Annotated in this window: 24 protein-coding genes and 1 pseudogene; 18 read left to right on the top strand and 7 right to left on the bottom strand. The window is 73.8% G+C overall.

Annotation, left to right across the window (positions count from 1 at the left end; translation table 11 throughout):
* The first annotated feature begins 63 nt into the window (after positions 1-63).
* Together obgE and FHX75_RS23300 are read left to right on the top strand one after the other, a co-directional pair.
* Positions 64-1,539, top strand: a complete 1,476-nt coding sequence (gene obgE / locus FHX75_RS23295; RefSeq protein WP_154942451.1) for a GTPase ObgE — start codon at positions 64-66, stop codon at positions 1,537-1,539.
* 70 nt (positions 1,540-1,609) lie between these two features.
* Positions 1,610-2,059 carry a GNAT family N-acetyltransferase gene (locus FHX75_RS23300; protein ID WP_154942452.1) on the top strand — a complete coding sequence of 150 codons (450 nt, stop codon included), beginning with the start codon at positions 1,610-1,612 and terminating at the stop codon, positions 2,057-2,059.
* Positions 2,060-2,066: 7 nt separating this feature from the next.
* Here the strand turns inward: FHX75_RS23300 and FHX75_RS23305 are convergent, their stop codons facing one another.
* Positions 2,067-2,726, bottom strand: a complete 660-nt coding sequence (locus tag FHX75_RS23305) for a DUF6766 family protein (RefSeq protein ID WP_154942453.1) — start codon at positions 2,724-2,726, stop codon at positions 2,067-2,069.
* A gap of 91 nt (positions 2,727-2,817) precedes the next feature.
* Positions 2,818-3,300 (bottom strand): DUF4383 domain-containing protein, encoded by a 483-nt coding sequence (locus tag FHX75_RS23310; RefSeq protein WP_154942454.1) that lies wholly within the window; start codon positions 3,298-3,300, stop codon positions 2,818-2,820.
* A gap of 195 nt (positions 3,301-3,495) precedes the next feature.
* Between FHX75_RS23310 and FHX75_RS23315 the strand changes: the two genes are divergently transcribed.
* The 3 genes from FHX75_RS23315 to FHX75_RS23325 are packed head-to-tail and all read left to right on the top strand — an operon-like array spanning position 3,496 to position 5,451.
* Positions 3,496-4,275 carry a hypothetical protein gene (locus tag FHX75_RS23315; RefSeq protein ID WP_154942455.1) on the top strand — a complete coding sequence of 260 codons (780 nt, stop codon included), beginning with the start codon at positions 3,496-3,498 and terminating at the stop codon, positions 4,273-4,275.
* A gap of 31 nt (positions 4,276-4,306) precedes the next feature.
* The gene (locus FHX75_RS23320) at positions 4,307-4,771 is read left to right on the top strand and encodes a phage holin family protein (protein ID WP_154942456.1); all 465 of its coding nucleotides are present in this window, start codon (positions 4,307-4,309) and stop codon (positions 4,769-4,771) included.
* The gene (locus FHX75_RS23325) at positions 4,768-5,451 is read left to right on the top strand and encodes a DUF3618 domain-containing protein (RefSeq protein WP_154942457.1); all 684 of its coding nucleotides are present in this window, start codon (positions 4,768-4,770) and stop codon (positions 5,449-5,451) included. The genes FHX75_RS23320 and FHX75_RS23325 overlap by 4 nt, the downstream gene beginning before the upstream one ends.
* Positions 5,452-5,568: 117 nt before the next feature.
* On the opposite strand, the gene FHX75_RS23330 is transcribed toward FHX75_RS23325, so the two are convergent.
* Together FHX75_RS23330 and FHX75_RS23335 are read right to left on the bottom strand one after the other, a co-directional pair.
* Positions 5,569-6,675, bottom strand: coding sequence for a glycosyltransferase family 2 protein (locus FHX75_RS23330; RefSeq protein ID WP_246158485.1), 1,107 nt, complete (start codon positions 6,673-6,675; stop codon positions 5,569-5,571).
* Complete coding sequence (locus FHX75_RS23335; protein ID WP_154942458.1) at positions 6,672-7,412, bottom strand: class I SAM-dependent DNA methyltransferase; 741 nt, start codon at positions 7,410-7,412, stop codon at positions 6,672-6,674. The genes FHX75_RS23330 and FHX75_RS23335 overlap by 4 nt, the downstream gene beginning before the upstream one ends.
* Positions 7,413-7,549: 137 nt before the next feature.
* Between FHX75_RS23335 and FHX75_RS23340 the strand changes: the two genes are divergently transcribed.
* Entirely contained in the window at positions 7,550-8,191 is a 642-nt protein-coding gene (locus tag FHX75_RS23340; RefSeq protein WP_154942459.1) for an SRPBCC family protein, read from the top strand.
* Positions 8,188-9,366: a zinc-dependent alcohol dehydrogenase gene (locus FHX75_RS23345; RefSeq protein ID WP_154942460.1), complete on the top strand. Its 1,179-nt coding sequence runs from the start codon at positions 8,188-8,190 to the stop codon at positions 9,364-9,366. Before FHX75_RS23340 ends, FHX75_RS23345 begins: the two co-directional genes overlap by 4 nt.
* A 32-nt stretch (positions 9,367-9,398) precedes the next feature.
* Here the strand turns inward: FHX75_RS23345 and FHX75_RS23350 are convergent, their stop codons facing one another.
* A complete protein-coding gene (locus tag FHX75_RS23350) occupies positions 9,399-10,646 on the bottom strand; it encodes a cytochrome P450 (protein WP_154942461.1) in 1,248 nt (415 codons plus the stop codon).
* A 232-nt stretch (positions 10,647-10,878) separates the two neighbouring features.
* Between FHX75_RS23350 and FHX75_RS23355 the strand changes: the two genes are divergently transcribed.
* Positions 10,879-11,280 carry a hypothetical protein gene (locus FHX75_RS23355; protein ID WP_154942462.1) on the top strand — a complete coding sequence of 134 codons (402 nt, stop codon included), beginning with the start codon at positions 10,879-10,881 and terminating at the stop codon, positions 11,278-11,280.
* A gap of 103 nt (positions 11,281-11,383) precedes the next feature.
* Here FHX75_RS23355 and FHX75_RS23360 read toward each other — a convergent pair whose 3' ends face one another.
* A complete protein-coding gene (locus tag FHX75_RS23360) occupies positions 11,384-11,602 on the bottom strand; it encodes a DUF397 domain-containing protein (RefSeq protein ID WP_067312494.1) in 219 nt (72 codons plus the stop codon).
* A gap of 66 nt (positions 11,603-11,668) precedes the next feature.
* Between FHX75_RS23360 and pepN the strand changes: the two genes are divergently transcribed.
* The 6 genes from pepN to FHX75_RS23390 all read left to right on the top strand — a co-directional run bounded on the left by pepN (position 11,669) and on the right by FHX75_RS23390 (position 17,679).
* A complete protein-coding gene (gene pepN, locus FHX75_RS23365) occupies positions 11,669-14,185 on the top strand; it encodes an aminopeptidase N (protein ID WP_154942463.1) in 2,517 nt (838 codons plus the stop codon).
* Positions 14,186-14,255: 70 nt separating this feature from the next.
* A complete protein-coding gene (nadD, locus tag FHX75_RS23370) occupies positions 14,256-14,852 on the top strand; it encodes a nicotinate-nucleotide adenylyltransferase (protein ID WP_154942464.1) in 597 nt (198 codons plus the stop codon).
* A 110-nt stretch (positions 14,853-14,962) separates the two neighbouring features.
* Positions 14,963-15,373, top strand: a complete 411-nt coding sequence (rsfS, locus tag FHX75_RS23375; RefSeq protein ID WP_154942465.1) for a ribosome silencing factor — start codon at positions 14,963-14,965, stop codon at positions 15,371-15,373.
* On the top strand, positions 15,370-15,999 hold the full coding sequence (locus FHX75_RS23380; RefSeq protein WP_154942466.1) for a histidine phosphatase family protein: 630 nt from the start codon (positions 15,370-15,372) through the stop codon (positions 15,997-15,999). The genes rsfS and FHX75_RS23380 overlap by 4 nt, the downstream gene beginning before the upstream one ends.
* A 48-nt stretch (positions 16,000-16,047) precedes the next feature.
* Positions 16,048-16,896, top strand: coding sequence for a DegV family protein (locus FHX75_RS23385; protein ID WP_154942467.1), 849 nt, complete (start codon positions 16,048-16,050; stop codon positions 16,894-16,896).
* A 21-nt stretch (positions 16,897-16,917) separates the two neighbouring features.
* Positions 16,918-17,679 carry an SDR family NAD(P)-dependent oxidoreductase gene (locus FHX75_RS23390; protein WP_154942468.1) on the top strand — a complete coding sequence of 254 codons (762 nt, stop codon included), beginning with the start codon at positions 16,918-16,920 and terminating at the stop codon, positions 17,677-17,679.
* A gap of 66 nt (positions 17,680-17,745) precedes the next feature.
* Here FHX75_RS23390 and FHX75_RS23395 read toward each other — a convergent pair whose 3' ends face one another.
* Positions 17,746-18,114, bottom strand: a complete 369-nt coding sequence (locus FHX75_RS23395) for a hypothetical protein (protein WP_425463524.1) — start codon at positions 18,112-18,114, stop codon at positions 17,746-17,748.
* A gap of 189 nt (positions 18,115-18,303) precedes the next feature.
* On the opposite strand from FHX75_RS23395, the gene FHX75_RS23400 reads away from it, so the two are divergent.
* The 4 genes and pseudogenes from FHX75_RS23400 to FHX75_RS23415 all read left to right on the top strand — a co-directional run.
* On the top strand, positions 18,304-19,071 hold the full coding sequence (locus FHX75_RS23400; RefSeq protein WP_154942469.1) for a DUF5753 domain-containing protein: 768 nt from the start codon (positions 18,304-18,306) through the stop codon (positions 19,069-19,071).
* Entirely contained in the window at positions 19,068-19,262 is a 195-nt protein-coding gene (locus tag FHX75_RS23405; RefSeq protein WP_154942470.1) for a DUF397 domain-containing protein, read from the top strand. Before FHX75_RS23400 ends, FHX75_RS23405 begins: the two co-directional genes overlap by 4 nt.
* Before the next feature lie 199 nt (positions 19,263-19,461).
* The gene (locus FHX75_RS23410) at positions 19,462-20,391 is read left to right on the top strand and encodes a ComEA family DNA-binding protein (RefSeq protein ID WP_425463525.1); all 930 of its coding nucleotides are present in this window, start codon (positions 19,462-19,464) and stop codon (positions 20,389-20,391) included.
* A pseudogene (locus FHX75_RS23415) lies at positions 20,388-21,236 on the top strand (ComEC/Rec2 family competence protein); the annotation flags it as partial. The gene FHX75_RS23410 and the pseudogene FHX75_RS23415, both read left to right, overlap by 4 nt.

The raw sequence follows: 21,236 nt of genomic DNA on the forward strand, positions 1-21,236 counted from the left end.
CGGGTCCCGGCCCGCTTCGTCTTTTCGCGCGCGGGGGCGTACCCCGCTGGAAGGATTGGCGTCGTGACGACGTTCGTTGACCGGGTCGTCCTGCACATGCAGGCCGGCGACGGCGGGCACGGCTGTGCCTCGATCCACCGGGAGAAGTTCAAGCCGTTCGGCGGCCCGGACGGGGGCAACGGCGGGCACGGCGGCAGCGTGTCGCTGGTGGTCGACCCGCAGGTGACGACGCTGCTGGACTTCCACTTCCGCCCGCACCTGAAGGCCGAGAACGGCAAGGGCGGGGCCGGATCGAACCGGGACGGCGCCAACGGCCACGACCTGGTGATCAAGGTGCCGAACGGCACCGTGGTGCAGACCCTCGACGGCGAGGTGCTGGCCGACCTGGTCGGCGTGGGCACCACCTTCGAGGCGGCCCGGGGCGGTCGCGGCGGTCGCGGCAACGCGTCGCTGGCCAACGCCCGGCGCAAGGCTCCCGGCTTCGCCGAGCTGGGCGAGCCGGGCGACCGGCTGGACGTGGTGCTGGAGCTCAAGAGCGTCGCCGACGTCGGCCTGGTGGGCTTCCCGTCCGCCGGCAAGTCGTCGCTGATCGCGGTGATCTCCGCCGCCAAGCCGAAGATCGCCGACTACCCGTTCACCACGCTGGTGCCGAACCTCGGCGTGGTCCGGGTCGACAACCACACCTTCACCGTCGCCGACGTGCCGGGCCTGATCCCGGGCGCGGCCACCGGCCGGGGGCTGGGGCTGGAGTTCCTCCGCCACGTCGAGCGCTGCGCCGTGCTGGTGCACGTGGTCGACACCGCGACGCTGGAGCCGGGCCGCGACCCGCTCGCCGACATCGACGCCATCGAGGCCGAGCTCACCCAGTACGGCGGCCTCGCCGACCGGCCGCGGCTGGTCGCCCTCAACAAGATCGACGTACCGGACGGGCGGGACCTCGCCGAGATCGTCCGGCCGGACCTGGAGGCGCGCGGCTTCCGGGTGTTCGAGGTCTCCACGGCCACCCGCGAGGGGCTCAAGGAGCTGATGTTCGCGATGGCCGAGGTGGTCGAGCAGAGCCGCCAGGCGGCTCCGCCGGCCGAGCCGACCCGGATCGTCATCCGCCCGAAGGCGGTGGACGACGCCGGCTTCACCATCGACGTGGAGGAGGACGGCTCCTTCACGGTGCGCGGTGTCCGGCCCGAGCGCTGGGTCCGGCAGACGAACTTCGACAACGACGAGGCGATCGGCTTCCTCGCCGACCGGCTCGCCCGCCTCGGCGTCGAGGACAAGCTCGCCAAGGTCGGCGCCAAGCCGGGCGACCTGGTGCGCATCGGCGAGCGGGAGTTCGACTGGCAGCCCACCCTCTACGCCGGCGTCGACTTCGTGCCCGGCAACCGGGGCACGGACGTGCGGCTGGAGGAGAAGTCGACCCGGGCCTCGGCCGCGGAGCGGCTGGCCGCCCGCAAGGCGCGCCGGCAGCGCCCCACCGACGAGCTGGAGGCCGGCGGCCTGGACGCGGACCTCTCCGACGACCTGGACGACGACGACCTCGAATAGCTCAATCATGTCCGTGTCCGGGTCGTTCGCCGGAAACCTCCGTGAAATCGACCCGGCATAGCGTGGTCGGATGCTGATCGAGTCCCGTCCTTCCACCGACCCGGAGATCGACGCCCTCGTCGTCGCCCAGCAGCGTGAGCTGCGCGAGGCCGACGGCGGACTGGACGGGCAGGTCACCGTCACGCACGACGACATCCGTTACCTCGCGGTGGTCGTCGACGGCCGGGCGGTGGCCTGCGGCGGGATCCAGTCGCTGGACGCCGCCACCGGGGAACTCAAGCGGATGTACGTCCGTCCCGCGTACCGGGGCAGGGGTATCGCCCGGCAGCTGCTGACCGCGCTGGAGGAGTTGGCCTTCCAGCAGGGCCACTCGGTGGTCTGCCTGGAGACCGGGGTCTACCTGCCGGCGGCGATCGGGCTCTACACCTCGTGCGGGTACGAGCCGATCCCGGTCTACGGCGAGTACGTGGACAACCCGTACAGCGTGTGCTTCGGCAAGCGCCTGCCGGTCGCCGCCTGAGGGTGGGTCAGGCGCCGGTCTGGGCGTGCTCCACGGTGACCGGCTTCGACTCCGGCGACCCGTGCTGGCGCAGGACGATGCTCAGCAGGATCAGCGCGCCCACGGCCAGGAACTCGCTCTGCCAGTTCTGCATGGACTGGAACCAGAAGTCGCTGGTGCCGAGGAACTGCCAGGCGCTGATCGGGGCGGCACCGCTCTGCAGCGCCTGCTCCTCGTTGTACTGGGCCACGCCGCCGAGCAGGTGGCCGACGAACGAGCCGGCGAAGATCAGCAGCAGGGCCAGCGAGAGGCTGTTGCGGTAGACCATCAGCGGCAGGCCGCCGACCCGGGCGGGCCAGGGTGATTCCGGCCCGGCCCGGCGCTCGTCGTCCTCCGGGCGGTCGGTCTGGCCCTCCGGCTTCGACTCGGCCGACCCCCGCTGCACCAGGTACGCGGTGAGCAGCACGTAGCCGCCCATCTGGAGGAACTCCGACTCCCAGTTCTCGAAGACGGACTCGGCGAAGTGCCCCGTGCCCAGGTACGCCAGCCAACTGATCGGCTGGGCCCCGTACTCGGCCAGCTCCTCGTTGTGGGTCTGCCACCCGAAGACGCTCTGCAGCGACAGGAAGACGAAGAAGGCGCCCAGCATGACGATGCTCAGCGCGTTGTTCCTGATCCACCGCGGCATGGTGACCTCCTCGTCCCTGTGCCTGAGGCTTCGGTGCCCCCTTCTGCCAAGGATCAAACTCGGACACGCCGGGCGCTCCGGGCGGCGTGCCTCAGGGGCGGTCGATCGGGTTGTCCAGCCGCCCGCCGGTGCCCGCGTCGTTGGAGAGCAGCAGCCCGAGGGCGAGCATGCCGAAGCCGAGCCCCAGGTGCAGCCAGTTGTCGGCGTCGTTGAGCGGGATGAAGTTGGCGACGGCGTCCCGGTCGAGCAGGAAGCCGTACAGCCACAGGCCCAGGTAGGCGGCGCCGCCGCCGGCCAGGAACAGCCGGGCCCCGCCCACCCGGCGGGCCATCACCAGCCCGAGCAGTCCGAAGAGCAGGTGCAGCAGGTTGTGCAGGATCGACACCTGGAACAGGCCGAGCAGCTTCGCGCCCGAGTGGTGACCGGCGAAGGCCAGGTCGCCGTACCGGGTGGTGACGCCCGGCACGAAGCCGAGCACCCCGAGCAGCAGGAAGACCGCGGCCACCACGAGCGCGACCAGCTGGACCCGGGGTTTCGGCCCGGCCGTGCCACGCCCGCGCACGTCTCGTGCCATCGATGTCACCTCCACGCAGCAGCTGCCGGTCGCAGCCGGACGATCCTCCATTCTGTAGCCATCCGGACACGGGCCGTAGAGAAATGGCGAATCAGGCATGGACCCGACGACCGGGGGTAGTCAAAGGCTGCGCCGATGTGACGGTCGGCGATCCCCCGAGCGCAGAGCCGCACAGTGCCGAGCGGAAGGAAAACCATGACTTACGATCTTTCATCCTCGTCCTCCACCTACGAGAGCGAGCAGAGCAACGGCGGTGGCGTCCGCGACCAGGCCCGCCAGGTCGGCGCCGAGGCCGCCAACGCGGGTGGCGCGGTCGCGCAGACCGCCAAGGAGCAGGGTCGCGAGGTGGTCGACGAGACCAAGCGGCAGGCCCGCAACCTCTACGGCGAGGCCCGCAACCAGCTCGCCAGCCAGACGGGCGCGCAGCAGCGCCGGGCGGCCGGCGGGCTCCGCTCGCTGGCCGACGAGATGCGCTCGATGGCGCAGAACGGCGGCGCGGGCGGCCCGGTGACCGACCTGGCCCACCAGGCGGCCGACCGGGTCCACGGCGTGGCCGGCTGGCTGGAGGAGCGCGAGCCGGGTGACCTGCTCAACGAGGTCAAGACCTACGCCCGCCGCAACCCGGGCACCTTCCTGGTCGGGGCGGCCCTGCTGGGCGTGCTCGCCGGCCGGCTGACCAAGGGCATCACCTCCGCCGGCGACGACCAGACCGGCAGCCAGGGCCTGTACGGCGGCGGCTACGCCGACCCGGACCGTACCGCGGTCATCCCGACGCCGCCCGTGCAGCGTGCGGTGCCGAACGGCGGCTACCTCGAGCCGACCCCGGGCTACTCCGGCACGGCCTACCCGGACAACGGCGGCACCACCAGCTACGCCGACCCGGCGGGCGGCACCGGCCAGCCGCTGCCCCCGGTGACCCAGACCGACCCGCTGCCGGGCGTGCCGTCCAGCGGCACCGGCACCCCGCGTCCGTGAGCGTACGAGTCATCCGAAGGGAGGCGGCGGCATGAGCATGCCGACGCAGGGGTCCGGACTGGACTCCGGGTACCACCCCGCGGGTGCGCCGCACACCGCGGACGAGGTCAGGGGCAGCTCCCTCGGTGAGCTGATGCGTCAGGTCACCACCGACCTGTCCACCCTGATGCGGCAGGAGGTGGAGCTGGCCAAGGCCGAGATCCGCCAGGAGGGGAAGAAGGCGGGCAAGGCCGCCGGTCTCTTCGGCGGCGCCGGCTTCGGCGGCTACATGGTGGCGCTGTTCCTGTCCATCGCGCTGTGGCAGGCCCTGGACAACGTGATGGATTCGGGCCTCGCCGCGCTGATCGTCGCCGTGATCTGGGCGGTCATCGCCGCCGTCCTCTACTCCATGGCCAAGAAGAACGCCGAGCGCATTCGCGGCCTCAAGCAGACCAACGACAGCGTGCAGCGCATCCCCGACGCGCTGAAGCCCCACCCGGAGGGAGTCACCCGATGAGCACCGATCCCGACCAGATCCGCCGGGAGATCGAGGCGACCCGCAACAGCCTGAGCTCCGACGTGGACGCGCTGGCATACAAGGTCAGCCCCGGCCGCATCGTCGACGACCGTAAGCAGCGGGTGCGCAGCGCGCTGCAGAATGTGAGGGAAAAGGTTATGGGTAGCGCTTCCGACCTCGGCCACAGCACCGGCCACGCCGCCCACTCGGTCGGCGACCGCGCCTCCTCGGCGGCCTCGACCGTCAGCGACAAGGCCCACTCCGCCGCCTCGACCGTCGGCGACAAGGCCCACTCGGCCGCCTCGACCGTCGGTGACGCCGCTCAGCGGGCGCCGCAGGTGATCCGGCAGAAGTCCGAGGGCAACCCGGTGGCCGCCGGCCTGATCGCCTTCGGTGTCGGCATGCTGGTGTCCTCGCTGATCCCGGCCACCCGCCGGGAGCAGGAGCTGGCCGCCCAGGTCAAGGAGAAGGCCACCGAGCACAGCGGGGTGGTGAAGGAGAAGCTGGGCGAGGTCGCCAGCGAGATCAAGGAGGAGCTGCGCGAGCCCGCGCAGCGCGCCACCGAGTCGGTGAAGTCCACCGCGCAGGACGCCGTCCACGCCGTCAAGGACGACAGCAAGTCGGCCGCCCAGGACGTCAAGGACCAGGCCCAGCAGTCCCGCGAACAGGTGCGGTACTGACCCGGGGCATCCACGTCGTACACCGCAGCTCGCGGCCACTCCCGGCTTCCGCCGGGACGTGGCCGCGAGTTGTGTGACGTCCGGACCCGCTCCGCGTACCGCGCCGGGTGCGGGGGATCAGCGCGCGGTGCGGCGGCGGAGGGTGTGTTCGAAGTGGGCGGCGCGGCGTACCCGGCCGTCGGCGTACCGGACGCCGCCGCGCAGGACCCGCCGGGCCAGCGCGAGCCAGGCACAGGTGCCGCGTTCCAGCAGCCACAGCGGGGCGGCCAGCGCGGTGGTCGGCGGGAAGACCGCCGCACCACCGGCCCGCCGCCGGCCCCGCTCGGCCAGGGCGACCGTCGCGGCGCCGGCCACGAGCAGCGCACCGGGCCGTCGGGCGGCCAGCGCGGCCAGCACGCCGGGCAGCACCGCCAGCGAGATGAGCAGCCGCACCGGCTGGGCCAGGTCGTCGTACGCCTGGCGGACCCGCTGGCCCCGGAAGTGCGCCGCGGTCGGTGGCAGCCGGCGTACGTAGAGCCCGGCCGGCGCCGCCTCGGTCCCGCCGTACGCCCGCACGGTGCGGATCAGCTCCAGGTTCTCGAAGAGCACGTCCGGGTCGTAGCCCCCCATGGCGCGGAAGGTGCTGCGGCGCACCGCCAGGGTGCCCGGGTAGTCGGCGCCGAGCGCCCGGTTGAGCAGGGTCCGACCGGAGTCCCACCAGGCGTGCCAGGGCAGCGGGTCGAAGTAGTTCTGCGGCCGGACCAGGTCGGCGGTGTCGAGCAGCCGATGCACGGCGCGCAGCCCCGGCCCGTCGTACCGGACGTCGTCGTCGGCGATCACCACGTGCTCGTGCCGGGCCATCGCGACGCCGGTCAGCACGCCGCGAACCTTGCCGTTGACGCCGCGTACCGCCGGGTCGGGGGCCGCGTGCCGGAGGATGCCGCGCCACGCGGCGGCGTGCCGGGCGAAGACCGCCGGCGGGGAGCCGTCCACCACGGTCACGTCGACCAGCGCGGCGATCGACCGCAGGTACCCGGTCAGCTCGGCCAGGTCGGCGTCGTCGGACCAGCGCAGCGGCAGGACGTACTCGACGGGGAGCCGATCGGGGCGGACGCCGCGCTGCGGCGCGCGGACCGCGGGCGGGTCCGCCGGGTCGGGCGGGACCGGACCGGCGGCGAGGGCCGACGGCTCGGGGGCGGCCACCGTCGCGCCGGCGATCGGCCGGCGCCGGGCCGGGGCGCTCACGCCGACTCCGGGCACCGGTACACGGACACGTGTTCCCGGCTGTCGTCGGTGAAGGGGCCACCGGACCAGTCGACCCACCGGTGTTCCCGGCTCATCCCCGCCAGTCGGGCCATCAGGTCCAGCTCGGCCGGCCAGGCGTAGCGGTGGTTGGCCGGCAGCAGCCGCACCCCGTCGTTGCCGAGCCGGATCTTGGTGGTGGTCATCCGCTGCTCGGCCGGGTGCAACCGGGCCGCCTCCAGCAGCACCGCGTCCTGCGCGACGTGCACCGGGCGCAGCGCCGTGCCGGCCCGGAACGCGCCCGGGTCGGGCACCCAGGCCTCCACCACGAACCGGCCCCCGGGCCGCAGGTGTGCGGCGGCGTTGCGGAAGCAGGCGACCTGGGCGTCCTGGTCGGGCAGCGCGAAGATCGTGTTGAACGCGAGCAGCACCAGGGCGAACTCGCCGGGAACGCGGGTCCGGGTGAAGTCGCCGATGGACACCTCGATCCGCTCGCCGCCCGGCTTGGCCCGCAGCCGGGCCGCCATCTCCGCCGACCCGTCGATCCCGGCGACGGTGAGCCCCCGTTCGCGCAGCGGCAGGGCCAGCCGGCCGGTGCCGATGCCGAACTCGCAGACCGGGCCGCCGTCGGCGAGCGCCGCCAGGCGGTCCACGGCCGAGTCGGGGGAGAGGTGGGCGAACGCCAGGTCGTAGACGTCCGCGGGAATGTGCCGGCCGTACTCGCTCGCGTCGAAGGGCAACGCTGCCTCCCGGAAACGGTGTTCGGGACGGCATGCCCGGAACCCGACGGATCAAACGGGGCGTTTCGACGCGTTCACGCCGGGTAGCGCACCGGGATGCGGGCGCCATCTCCGGGCGCTCGGGCGGAGGAGACGTGATGACCAGCAACGGAACGAGGTGGGTGCTGCTCGGCGCCACCACGGCGACCGCGGTCGGGGTCGGCCGGCTGGTGGCCCGGCGGCGTCGCCGGCACCAGCCGGACCGGCAGGGCGGCTGGTACGTGGTGCGCCGGGGGATCACCGTGGACCGGCCGATGGACGCCGTCATCGGCTTCTGGACCGACCGGGAACGACTGGACCGGGCCTTGGCCGAGTGGGCCACCCTCGAACAGCTTGACGAGAACCGGTGGCGCTGCGTGGCCAGCGACCCCGCCGGTGGCGGCACCGAATGGCGGGCCGAGATCAGCGTCGACGGTCCGGGCCGGCTCAGCTGGCGGGTCACCGACGGCCCGGTGCCGCAGGAGGGACACGTGGATCTGGCCCCCGCGCCGCAGGACCGGGGCACCGAGATCCGGGCCGAGCTGCGCTACCGCACCGGCGGCCCGCTGGGCCGGCTGCTGGGCCTGGCCCGCGGCGACGAACCCGACCTGGCGCTGCGCGACGCGCTGCGGCGGATCAAGTCGCTGATCGAGGCCGGCCAGGTGATCGACACCCGGCGCGACCCCTCCGGGCGCAACCCCGCGCAGGAGGCCGCGACCGACCAGGTCCGCGAGCGGCTGACGACGGGAGGACGGGCGTGAGGGCGCTGTGCTGGGAAGGGGTCGGCAAGCTGGCGGTCCGGGACGTGCCCGAGCCGCGCGTCCGGGCCGAGGGGGACATCATCGTCAAGGTCCGGGCCAGCAGCGTCTGCGGCTCCGACCTGCACCTGATCAACGGCTTCCTGCCGGCGATGCGGGCGGGCGACATCCTCGGCCACGAGTTCATGGGCGAGGTGGTGGAGACCGGGCCGGGCGTACGCCGGCTGCGCGTCGGCGACCGGGTGGTGGTCGGCTCGGTGGTGGCCTGCGGCGGCTGCTGGTACTGCCGCACCGAGCAGTTCTCGCTCTGCGACAACTCCAACCCGCAGCCGGTCATGCCGGAGAAGCTGTGGGGCCACTCGCCGGCCGGCATCCTCGGCTACTCGCACGCCGCCGGCGGCTACTCCGGCAGCCACGCCGAGTACATCCGGGTGCCGTTCGGTGACATCGGCGCGTTCAAGGTCCCCGACGGGGTGCCCGACGACGCCGTCGTCTTCGCCTCCGACGCCATGCCCACCGGCTGGATGGCGGCCGACTTCTGCGGGCTCTCCGGCGGCGAGGTGGTGGCGGTCTGGGGCGCCGGTGGGGTGGGCCAGATGGCCGCCCGCGCCGCCCAGCTGCTCGGCGCCGGGCGGGTCATCGTCATCGACCGGCTGCCGGAGCGGCTCGCCACGGCCGCCGACCGGCTCGGGGTGGAGACGATCAACTACGCCGAGACCGACGTGCTGGAGGCGCTGCGGGAGATGACCGCCGGCCGGGGCCCGGACGCCTGCATCGAGGCGGTCGGCATGGAGGCGCACGACGTCGGCCCGGCGTACGCCTACGACAAGGCCAAGCAGAGCGCCCGGCTGAGCACCGACCGGCCCACCTCCGTCCGCCAGGCGATCATGGCCTGCCGCAAGGGCGGCACGGTGAGCATCGTCGGCGTCTACGGCGGGCTGGTCGACAAGTTCCCCCTCGGCGCGGCGATGAACAAGGCCCTGGTGCTGCGGATGGGGCAGATGCACGCCCAGCGCTACATCCCGATGCTGCTGGACCGCCTCGCCGCCGGCGAGATCGACCCCGGCTACCTGGCCACCCACCCGATGTCGCTGGAAGAGGGCGTGCGCGGCTACGAGATCTTCGAGAAGAAGCAGGACGCCTGCCTGCGCAGCGTCCTGCACCCGGCGATGGCCTGACGGGCGAGCGCGTGCGTCGTGCCGGCCGGGGCTCAGCCGGTGCGGCGCACGTCGTCGATGACGAAGCCGCTGGGCGGCAGGGTCGGCATCCGGCCCAGGTTCAGGGCCAGGTTCTGCGGTGGCACCTTGTACCGCATGGCGGTGGTCAGCAGGGTGACCGCGCGTTTCATCAGCTCGATGGTGATCCACTCGCCGGCGCAGCGGTGCCCGCCCAGGTGCTCGCCGCCGCCCTGCGGCACGAAGCCGTACGGGTCGTCGCGCCAGCCGGCGAAGCGTTCCGGGCGGAAGCGTTCCGGCTCCGGCCAGAGGTCGGGGTGGTGGTTGGTGCCGTACAGGTCGAGCAGCACCCGCCGGCCGCGCGGGAAGTGGTGGCCCTGCCAGTCGAAGGAGCGCCGGACCCGGGCGGCGGCCACCGGGAAGAACGGGTAGTAGCGGCGGACCTCCTGCACGAAGCACTCGGTGGCCTCGTCGCCGGCCCGGACCCGCTCCCGCCAGGCCGGGTGGTCGTGCAGGGCCAGGGCGGCGAAGACCACGTACCGGTCGACGGCGACGGTGGGGCGCAGCACGTTGAGCAGCTCCACCGCGGCGACCCGGCGGGGCAGCAGCCGGCCCTGGGCGTCCCGGTGCTCGGCGATCGCCCGCAGCGCGCTGCCCTCCGGCGCGGGCAGCGTGCCGACCCGGGCCCGCTCCACCACGTCGCCGGCCCACCGTTCGCCCCGGCGGCGGCCGAGCAGCCCGCGCCAGTGCCGGGGGCCGAGCGCCGCCGGCCCGTCGATCATCGCGTGCAGCTGGTCGGTGCGGCGGGCGACCTGGCTCGAGGCCAGCGGGATGCCCGCCCAGGCGCAGACCGCCCGGGTCAGCATCCGGCCGACCTCGTCGTAGAGGACCACCGGACCGGACCGCTCCCACACCGGGATGCGGGCGGCCCAGTCGTCGGCGAAGAGCTGCCCGAGCTGCCGCACCGCGCTCGGCGTCATGATCGACAGGAACATGGCCTTGCGGTCGGTGTGCGCCGACCCGTCCAGCCCCTGCACGCCGCCCCGGCCGGTCAGCGTCCGCTGGCCCCGCTTGGGCATCGCGCCGTCGCGCTGGAACCGCTCGGAATCGTAGAAGAGCACCGCCGCCGGCCGGCCGCGCAGGCAGATCGTCGGTTCCAGCAGCAGCCGGGTCTGGAAGATGTCGCTGCCGTAGCGGTCGCAGCGGGAGCCGATGTACCGGTATCCCTCGCGCAGGAACGCCAGGGAACCCTCCGGGCTGCGGTCGACGGGAGTGGTGACCATCGGACTCTCCTGACGCGGGTGACAGCGGCCGGCCGCCCTGGTCGACCGGATGGCGTTACCCAGGTCGGGGCCACTGAATCCCGGACCGGGCCGCGGTGGCCGGCGGGGGCACCCGGGGGTGTGGGCCAGTTGACGAGCCGTCCGCTGGCCCCTCCCAGGACGCCGGAAACCTGGTTTCCTCGTCTCCGGGCCGGCCACGGGCGTACGGCCGGCGTGACGACGGGGAGGGCCGATGCGGGACAACAGGCCGCCGTACTGGCGGCAGCGGCGGGTGGTCGAGGCGCTCGGGAGCGGCCGGTCCGGCGGAGCCGACGGTCCACCGCTGATCACCGCCGCCCGGCGGGCACCCCGGCCGCCCCGGCGCTTCACCGCCCACCTCGGCTTCGAGGCGGACGGGCCGGAGCAGGCCCGCGACCTCGCTGTCGCGTACGCCGAGGCGTTGAGCCTGCTTCGCCCGGAGCTGGCGCTCGGCGCGGCAGCCCTCTCACCGGCCGACGCCTGGCACCGGGCCGAGCGGCTCTTCTGCGGCGCGCCGGGGCCGGACGGCGAGCGCTGCGCCGACGTGGCCGGTCATCCCGGCTTCCACCACGCCGCGGGCCCCGGTGGCCTCGGCTGGGGCGAGGGTGACGGGTGAACCGCGGCGGGCCGGCGACCGGCGGTTCCCGCTGGCGGGCGACACCGCCGGGCCGCCGACCCGACGTCGACCGGGCGCGCCCCGGTCCCGCGGCGCGCGGCGCTCAGTCCAGGTCGAACTCGCCGTCCTGCGCGCCCGCGACGAAGGCGTCCCACTCGGCCTGGGTGAAAACCAGCACCGGCCCGTCCGGCTCGGCGGAGTTGCGCATGCCGATCAGGTCGTCGACGAAGGCCACCTCGACCGCGCTGTCGGAGGTGTCGCCCTCGGCTCGCTGCCAGACCGCCCGGGACAGGTCGAAATCGCCCTTGGGGTGCTGACCCATTGTTCGTCCTCCATCACCACGCGTCATGGGGAGCCCGTCCGGTTCCCCGTCGGGCAGGATAAGCGGATGCCGAGCCTGACCCGTGTAGAGGCGACCGCGCGTCGCGCGCTGATCACCGTCGAGTCCTACGACGTGGACCTCGACCTGACCGGCGGCGGCGAGCGGTTCCGCTCCACCGCCACCATCCGGTTCCGGGCCACCCCCGGGGCCGACACCTTCGTCGAGGTCAAACCCGCCCGACTGCTCGGAGCGCGCCTCAACGACCGCGACCTCGACCCGGACTCGCTGGCCGACAACCGGCTGCCGCTGACCGGGCTGGCCGGGGAGAACACGCTGACGGTCACCGCCGAGATGGCGTACTCGAACACCGGCGAGGGGATGCACCGTTTCGTCGACCCGGCCGACGGCGAGACCTACCTCTACGCGATGTCCTTCCTGGACGACGTGCAGCGGCTCTTCGCCGCCTTCGACCAGCCCGACCTGAAGGCGCCGGTGACCCTGTCGGTCACCGCGCCGCCGGAGTGGACGGTCGCCGCCAACGGTCAGCTCGCCGCCAACCCCCGGCCGGGGCGCTGGGAGTTCGCCCCGACCGCGCCGCTGGCCACGTACTTCGTCTCGCTGATCGCCGGCCCCTGGCACGTGCGCCGCGCCGAGCACGACGGCATCCCGCTCGGGGTCTACTGCCGGCGCTCCCTGGCCGAGCACCTGGACGCCGACATCGACGAGATCCTGACCGTCACCCGGCAGTGCTTCGACCGCTTCCACCAGCTCTTCGCCGAGCGCTACCCGTTCGCCAAGTACGACCAGGCGTTCGTGCCGGAGTTCAACGCCGGCGCGATGGAGAACCCGGGCCTGGTCACCCTCCGGGACGACTACGTCTTCCGGTCGGCGGTCACCGACACCCAGCGCGAGCTGCGAGCCACCACCATCGCCCACGAGATGGCGCACATGTGGTTCGGCGACCTGGTGACCATGCGGTGGTGGGACGACCTGTGGCTGAACGAGTCGTTCGCGGAGTACCTGGGCACCCGGGTGACCGCCGAGGCGACCCGCTTCGACCGGGCCTGGACGACCTTCGCGATGCGCCGCAAGGCGTGGGGGTACACCGCCGACCAGCGTCCCTCCACCCACCCGGTGGCCCCGGAGGAGGTCCGCGACGCCGCCCAGGGCCTGCTCAACTTCGACGGCATCTCGTACGCCAAGGGCGCCAGCGTGCTGCGGCAGCTGGTCGCCTGGCTCGGCGACGAGGCCTTCCTGGCCGGCCTGAACGCCCACTTCGCCGCCCACCGGTTCGGCAACGCCACCCTGGCCGACCTGCTGGCCAGCCTCAGCTCGGCCAGCGGCCGGGACCTCACCGACTGGGCGGAGCGCTGGCTGCGCCGCCCCCAGGTCAACACGCTTCGGATGGAGACGGCGGTGGACGCCGACGGCCGCTGGGTCGACGCCGCCGTGGTGCAGACCGCCCCGGACGCCCACCCGGTGCTGCGCCCGCACCGGGTCGGCGTCGGCCGGTACGCGCCCGACGGCACGGTGCGCCGCCTCGAGGTGGACCTCGACCCGGACACCGACAAGGGCCGCACCGAGCTGACCGCGCTGATCGGCGAGCCCGCCACCGGCCTGCTGCTGCCCAACGACGGCGACCTGACCTTCGCCAAGATCCGCCTCGACGCCGCCTCCGCCGACGCGGTGCCGATGGTGCTGCCGGGGCTGGCCGACCCGCTCGCCCGGGCGCTGCTCTGGGGTGAGGCGCTGGACGCCGCCCGGGACGGCGAGCGCCCGGTCGCCGCCGTGGTCGCGCTGATCGCCGCGGCGCTGCCCGCCGAAACCGAGGTGATCATCGCCGAGGACGTGCTCACGTTGAGCCGTGGCCTGATCGACCGCTACCTCGATCCGCTGGCCCGCGAGGCCGCGCTGCTGCGGGTCGCCGGGGCGTGCGCCGCGCTGCTCGCCGGGGCGCCGGCCGGCGGCTCGTTGCAGCTCGCCGCCGCGCGGGGCCTGATCGCCGCCAGCACCGACGCCGGGCTGCTCGCCGGCTGGCTGGCCGGGGACGGGGTGCCGGAAGGGCTGGCGGTGGACACCGACCTGCGCTGGGCGCTGCTGCTGCGGCTGGTGGTGCTGGGTGCGGTGGGCGAGCCGGAGATCGCCGCGCAATTGGCCGCCGACCGCAGCGCCACCGGGGCGGAACGGGCCGCGTGCTGCCGGGCGGCGCTGCCGGACGCCGAGGCCAAGCGGGTCGCCTGGGAGATCGTGACCAGCAGCACCGAACTGTCCAACCGGCTGGTCGAGGCGACCGCCGAGGGCTTCTGGCAGCCCGAGCAGGCCGAGCTGACCGCGCCGTACGTCGAGCGGTACTTCGCCGACATGCCGGCGGCCGCGCGGCTGCGTACCGCCTGGACGGCCGACCGGGTGACCACCCTGGCGTTCCCCCGGTACGCCGTGGCGCAGCCCACCCGGGAGTTGGCCGCGGCGCTGCTGGCCCGCGACGACCTGACGCCCGGGCTGCGCCGCTGGGTCACCGACCTGGACGACGACCTGCGCCGCGCGCTGGTCGCGCGGACGGCGGTGGCCGCCGCGTCGGCCTGAGTCGGGCCGGAGGTTGGGACGGCCGGCGGCCCCGACGGGCCGCCGGCCGTCCCCGGCCTACGATCGTCGGGTGGAGGAAGACATCCGGCGGATCGGCATCATGGGCGGCACCTTCGACCCGATCCACCACGGGCACCTCGTGGCGGCCAGCGAGGTGGCGGACCGGTTCGGCCTGGACGAGGTGGTGTTCGTCCCGACCGGTCAGCCGTGGCAGAAGGCGGACGAGCCGGTCAGCCCCGCCGAGGACCGCTACCTGATGACGGTGATCGCCACCGCCTCCAACCCGCGGTTCCAGGTCAGCCGGGTGGACATCGACCGCGCCGGCCCCACCTACACCGTCGACACCCTGCGGGACATGCACGCCGAGTACGGCCCGAAGGTGCAGCTCTACTTCATCACCGGCGCCGACGCGCTGGAGAAGATCCTCTCCTGGAAGGACCTGGACGAGATCTTCGAGCTGGCCCACTTCATCGGGGTGACCCGGCCCGGGTTCGAGCTCACCGACAAGCACCTGCCCGCCGACACGGTGAGCCTGGTGCAGGTGCCGGCGATGGCGATCTCCTCCACCGACTGCCGGGACCGGGTGGCCCGGGGAGAGCCGGTCTGGTACCTGGTGCCTGACGGTGTGGTGCAGTACATCGCGAAACGGCGGCTCTACCAGCAGTGAACTTGCCTGGTATGCGAGGGTCTGTCCGGATAATCGACCAGAACTGACAAGTCGTCGCGCCCCCGGATATGAGACGCTTGGATGGTCGTACGGTTGATCGAAGGAGAACGGTGACAGTTTCCGAACGCGCTCACGAGCTGGCGATGGCCGCCGCCCAGGCCGCGGCCGACAAGAAGGCGCAGGACATCGTCATCATCGACGTGGGCGACCAACTCGCCATCACCGACGCGTTCGTCCTCGCCGCGGCCCCCAACGAGCGTCAGGTGCTGGCCATCGTCGACGCCATCGAGGAGCAGCTGCTCGAGCTGCCGGAGAAGGCCAAGCCGGTGCGCCGCGAGGGCGAGCGGGGCGGCCGCTGGGTGCTGCTCGACTACGTCGACATCGTCGTGCACGTGCAGCACACCGAGGAGCGGGAGTTCTACGCCCTCGACCGGCTCTGGAAGGACTGCCCCCAGATCCCGTTCGTGGATCGGGACCTGGTCGAGGCGGACGCCTCCGCCGGCACCTCCACCGCGGAATGACCCGCCTGATCGTCTGGCGGCACGGCAACACCGACTGGAACGCCACCAGCCGCGTACAGGGGCAGACCGACGTGGCGCTGAACGACCTGGGCCGCGAGCAGGCGCGCACCGCCGCGCCGCTGCTCGCGGCCCTGCGTCCGGACGCCATCGTCGCCTCCGACCTCAGCCGGGCCGCCGCCACCGCCGCCGCGCTCGCCGCGCTCACCGGCCTTCCGGTGCGCGCCGACGCCCGGCTGCGCGAGCGCCACTTCGGCCGCTGGCAGGGCCTGGCCCTCACCGACGCCGCCGCCCGCTTCCCCGAGGAGTACGCGCGCTGGCGGGCCGGCGACCCGGACCCGGGCGCGGAGATCGAGACCCTCGACGACCTCGGCAAGCGGGTCGGCGCGGCGCTCCAGGACGCGGCCGACCTCGTACCCGGCGGCACCATCGTGGTGGCCACCCACGGCGGCGCGGCCCGGCAGGGCGTCGGTCACCTGCTCGGCTGGGACCACACCGTGCTGCGCACCATCGGCTCCCTGGCCAACTGCCACTGGACCGAGCTGCGCCACGACGACGTCCGGGGCTGGCACCTGCGCGCCCACAATGTCGGGCTGATCACCCGGCCGGCACCCGGCGAACCGGTCTGAGGCTGCCGGCCCGGGCACACGTTCGCGACATCCGCTAGCGTGCCGGGCATGCCCGTCGCGGTCGTCACCGACTCCACCGCCTACCTCCCGCCCGAGCTGGTGCGAGCGCACCGGCTCACCGTGGTGCCCCTGACCGTCGTGCTCAACGGCGCGGAGGGGCTGGAGGGAATCGAGACCTTCCCCGCCGACGCCACCCGGGTGCTCGGCGGGCGGCGGGTCTCGGTCAGCACCTCCCGTCCGGCCCCCGAGCAGTTCGCGCGGACGTACCGGGAACTGCTGGACGGCGGCGCGGACGGCGTGGTGTCGGTGCACCTGTCGGCGGAACTCTCCGGCACCGTCGAGGCGGCCCGGCTGGCCGCCGCCGAACTGGGCGACCGGGTCGAGGTGGTCGACAGCCGCTCCACCGGCATGGGCCTGGGCTTCCCGGTGCTCGCCGCCGCCACGGCCGCCGCGACCGGCGCCGACCTTCCCGGGGTACGGCAGGCCGCCCTGGACACCGTCGGCCGGACCACCATCTACTTCTACGTCGACACGCTGGAGTTCCTCCGCCGGGGCGGCCGGATCAACGCGGCCGAGGCGCTGCTCGGCACCGCCCTCTCGGTCAAGCCGATCATGCACATGCCGGACGGCGCGATCGTGGTCCGGGACAAGGTGCGCACCGCCAGCCGGGGCGTGGCCCGCCTGGTCGACCTGGCCGTCGAGGCGGCCGGCGACGCCGAGGTGGACCTCGGGGTGCACCACCTCGCCGCGCCGCAGCGGGCCGAGCAGCTGTTGGAGGCGCTCACCGAGCGGCTCGGCGACCGGCTGCACGACACGTACGTCTCCGAGGCCGGCGCGGTGGTCGCCGCCCACGCCGGGCCGGGCCTGGCCAGCGTGGTCGTGCACCGCCGCCCCTGATCTTGCTGGATGGGGAGGGTCATGTCGTACGTGGTGACCGGGGGTGGCCGGGGCGTCGGCCGCGCCGTGACCGAGCGACTGCTCGACTCCGGCGGCACGGTGGTCGTCGTCGAGCGGGACCCGGACGCGCTGAGCTGGTTGCCGGCGCACCCCGCCGCTGACCGGCTGGTCCCGGTCACCGGCGACGCCGCGGACGACGAGGTCGCCGGGCACGCCGCCGACCTGGCCGAGCGGGCCGCGCCGCTGGTCGGCTGGGTCAACAATGCCGCGGTGTTCCGGGACGCCTCGCTGCACTCCACCCCGCCGGCGCAGGTGTGGGACCTCATCGGACTCAACGTGCGCCCGGCCCTGGTCGGCGCGACGACGGCGGTACGCCGGTTCCTCGCCGCCGGCACCGGAGGCGCGATCGTCAACGTCTCGTCCCACCAGGCCAGGCGGCCGGTGCCGGGCTGCCTGCCGTACGCCACCGCCAAGGCGGCCGTCGAGGGGCTGACCCGGGCGCTGGCCGTGGAGTACGGGCCCCGGGGAGTGCGCACGAACGCGGTCGCGCTCGGCTCGATCCACACCGAGCGGCATGCCGCGTTCCTGGCCGAACGGGAGCCCGCCGAGGTGGAGTGCGTCGAGGCGGAGCTTGCCCGGTTGCATCCGGTCGGGCGGACCGGTCGCGTGGACGAGGTGGCGGAGGCGGTGGCGTACCTGCTGTCGGCGACCTTCGTGAACGGGGTGACCCTGCCGGTCGACGGGGGACGGGCGGTGCTGGGGCTGGACCCGGAGGCCCGCTGACCGGATGGGGTCGCCAGTGCGGACCCGGATCAGCACGGACGCACCGCCGGCCCTGAGCGCCCGCCGTCACCGGTCGCGTGGAGCAGTGCGACCCTGCGGAGCAGCGCGCCTGGACGGGGCTCTGGACAGCCAACGCACGCCGTTCAGCAGCACGAACAGCTCCCGCTTCGCCACCGCCGTTCCGCGCGCGTCCAACTCGTAAGCCTCGATCCACGACCAGCCGTGGTACGGGTGCCGGTCGGTCAGCTCGCGGATCACGCGCACCACGATCGGTCGGCTGAACTGCACGCTCGCGGCGCGGGTCAGGTGCAGGAGGTCGCCGGTCCGGAACGTCGGCGCGGGCCGCGATCCGGCCGGCGGCGTTGACCGGCTGGACCAGCGCGACTCCGGGATGCGGTTGTGGGTCCGCCGCCCCGACTCCTTCTCTTCCGGCACGTCGCTCCCTGCGGTCGAGGTCGGGCGGGGCCGCCTCGCCTCCTCCGAGGCGACCCCCACGAACGCGGTCGCCGGGCTTCGCCTCCACCGACCACGCCGTTTCGACCAGCCTTGCCGCTCGTGACGGGATGAATACACTGCGTTGCACTATCCTTTTCAGACGTTCGGATCGTTCCGGGGAGGCTGTGGATGAACCACGCGGTCATCGAAGCGATGTCGGCGGCGGGCGAGACGGCGGACAGCCTCGCTGCTCAGATCGGGGTCGATCCGAAGACGGCAGCCAAGTGGGCGAACCCGGGACGGATCCCACAGACGCGCCACCGAGCCCAGGTCGCCGCAATCCTTGGGCGCGAGATGGAGGACCTTTGGCCGGACGTACTCAAACGGCGGGAACCAACCTGGTTGCGTGCGTGGGTCGACTGGGAACGCGAGGCGGTCGCGCTGCGGTGGTTCGAGTTGGCGTGGGTACCCGGCCTGTTCCAGACCCAGGCCTACGCGCAAGCGACGCTGGCCGGCGAGGCGCTGACCGCGGATGAGGTGGACCAGCTCGTCGCCGCGCGCATCAGCCGGCAGGCCGTCCTGCGACGTGAGCGCCCGCCCCTGCTCATCGCCGTCGTCGATGAGGCGGTGTTGTACCGCTCGGCCTATGGAGACACCGCGCTCATGGCCGACCAGCTCGGCTACCTGATCGAGTGCGCCGCGCTGCCCTCCGTGCAGATCCACGTCGTGCCGAGGGACGTCGGCATGTACGCCGGGCTCGGCGGACCGATCATCCTGGCCGACCTGCCAGACGGGCTGCGGGTGGCGCATGTGGACGGCCAGGCCCGTGCGCAGATCATCGAGCAGGGGCCGGAAATTGCTACCCTCGAACGACGGTGGGCGCGCATTGTGGGTGAGGCTCTACCTCGGGCCCAGTCCCTCGACCTCATCAAGAAAGCGGCAGCATCATGGACATGACCGGCGCGCGGTGGCGCAAGAGCACGAAGAGCGGCAACAACGGTGGCTCGTGCGTCGAGGTCGCCGACAATCTCCCGGGCGTCGTCCTCGTACGGGACACGAAGGACCGCGACGGCGGCACGCTGAGCTTCGAGCCGGACTCCTGGCAGCGCTTCGTCGGCCTGGCGAAGGCGATCGGCCCTCTGGGCTGACTTGGCACCGCAGAGGCCCCGGTCACCAGTCACGGGTGGCCGGGGCCTCCTGCTGTCGGGCAGGGATTCGAGCACCTGATCCGCCGCTCCCCATAGCACCAATGTGCATGATCAGGGCTTTGTCCACAGGGCCCTGTCTTGTCCACAAGCGGTGACCGCCCACCGGCGACTGCGCACCTTCCGTCCCTAGCCTCGAATCGTGTCAGACGACGAGGAGGCCACGGTGCGGCGGCGACTGTTTCGCCTGGTCGGGGCAGCGCCGGAAGGGACGCTTCTGCGGCCGGTCGTGTCAGCAGACTCCGACCAGTCCGGTCCGGTCCCCGAGGCGGTTCCCGCGTCCCGGTACGGCCGGTTCGCCGATCCGGCTGCGCTGCCGTCCCGCTCAGCTCCACCGGTACACCCCGGTCCGGTGACATCCGCCCCTCCGGTAACCGTCAGGGAGGTCGACCATGGGATGCCGGTACCTGACGAGGACGCACCCGTCGCCCCGGCGTCCCGCCTGCCCGGCCCCGGCGCCTTCGACCCGGATCGTCGGGGAGTGCGGGCGCTGGCCGCCGTCGCGGTGGTCGTGGTGCTCGGGGCCGGCTTCTGGGCCTGGCGATCCCGGCCGCAGGCCGAACCGGTCCGCCCGGTGGCGTCGGTGTCCGCACCCGAGGTGTCCACCGCCCCCGAGGCGACCGCGACCGGCTCCGGCGAGTTGGTCGTCGCGGTCGCCGGCAAGGTACGCCGCCCCGGCCTGGTGCGGGTGCCGGCCGGCGCGCGGGTCGCCGACGCGGTGCAGGCGGCCGGCGGCGCGCTCCCCGGCGTGGACGTGGCCCTGCTCAACCCGGCCCGCAAGGTGGCCGACGGGGAGCTGATCCTGGTCGGGGTCGCCGCGCCGCCCGGCCAGCCCGGCGCCGCCGCACCTCCGGCCGCCGGTGACCCGGCCGTCCCGGGCGGCCTGGTCAACCTCAACACCGCGACGCTGGCGCAGCTCGACGGGCTGCCCGGGGTCGGCCCGGTGCTCGCCCAGCGGATCCTGACCCACCGCGACCAGCACGGCGGGTTCCGCTCGGTCGGCGACCTGCGCCAGGTCGAGGGCATCGGCGACGCCCGCTACGAGCAGCTCAAGGACCTGGTGACGGTGTGAGCCGGGGGACGGATGCCAGGTCCGGCGTGGCCGGGCACCGGACGGATCGCGCCGGTGGTTCAACCTTCGGTGTGCAGTCGTCCGGCGAGCCGCCGGACCTGCGGCTCGCCGGCCTGGCGGTGGCGGCGTGGCTGGCCGCGTTGGCCTGCCTGCACCTCACCGCGCCGACCGCGGCGCTGCTCGCCGCCACCGCCGCCGTTCTCGCGGCCCTGGTGGCCGCCCATCTGCTCGGCGTGCTCGGCCGTCCGGCCGGGCCCGTCCGCCGGTACGGCTGGATCGCCGTCGCGGTGCTGATCGGGGTGGTCTGCGGCGCCAGCGCCACCGCCGCCCGCCTGCACGTCCGCGACGCCGCCCCGCTGCGCGCGCTGGTCGACGAGCGGGCCCGGGTCACCGCCGAGCTGGTGCTCACCGACGATCCCCGCCCGATTCGCGGCGCTCCCGGCCGGCCGACGCTGCTGGTGGCCGCCGAGCTGACCGGCCTGACCGACCCCGACGGCCGGCGGGTCAGCGCCCCGGTACGGGTACTGGTGCTGGCCACCGACCCGGCCTGGCGCGGGCGGCTGCCGGGGCAGCGGCTCACCGCCGAGGGGCGGCTGACCGCGCCGCGCGGGGGAGACCTGACCGCCGCCGTGCTGATCGTGCCGGGCCCGCCGGTGGCGCACGGTCCACCGCCGTGGCTCCAACGGGCCGCCGGTACGCTCCGCGCCGGCCTGCAACGGGCCTGCGCCCCGCTTCCCGACGAGCAGGGCGGGCTGCTCCCCGGGCTGGTGGTGGGGGACACCAGCCGACTGCCCGCCAACGTGGAGGAGGATTTTCGGGCCACCGGGATGACCCATGTCATCGCT

It is taken from the genome of Micromonospora palomenae (assembly GCF_007829925.1).
In the GTDB taxonomy this organism is placed as follows: domain Bacteria; phylum Actinomycetota; class Actinomycetes; order Mycobacteriales; family Micromonosporaceae; genus Micromonospora; species Micromonospora purpureochromogenes.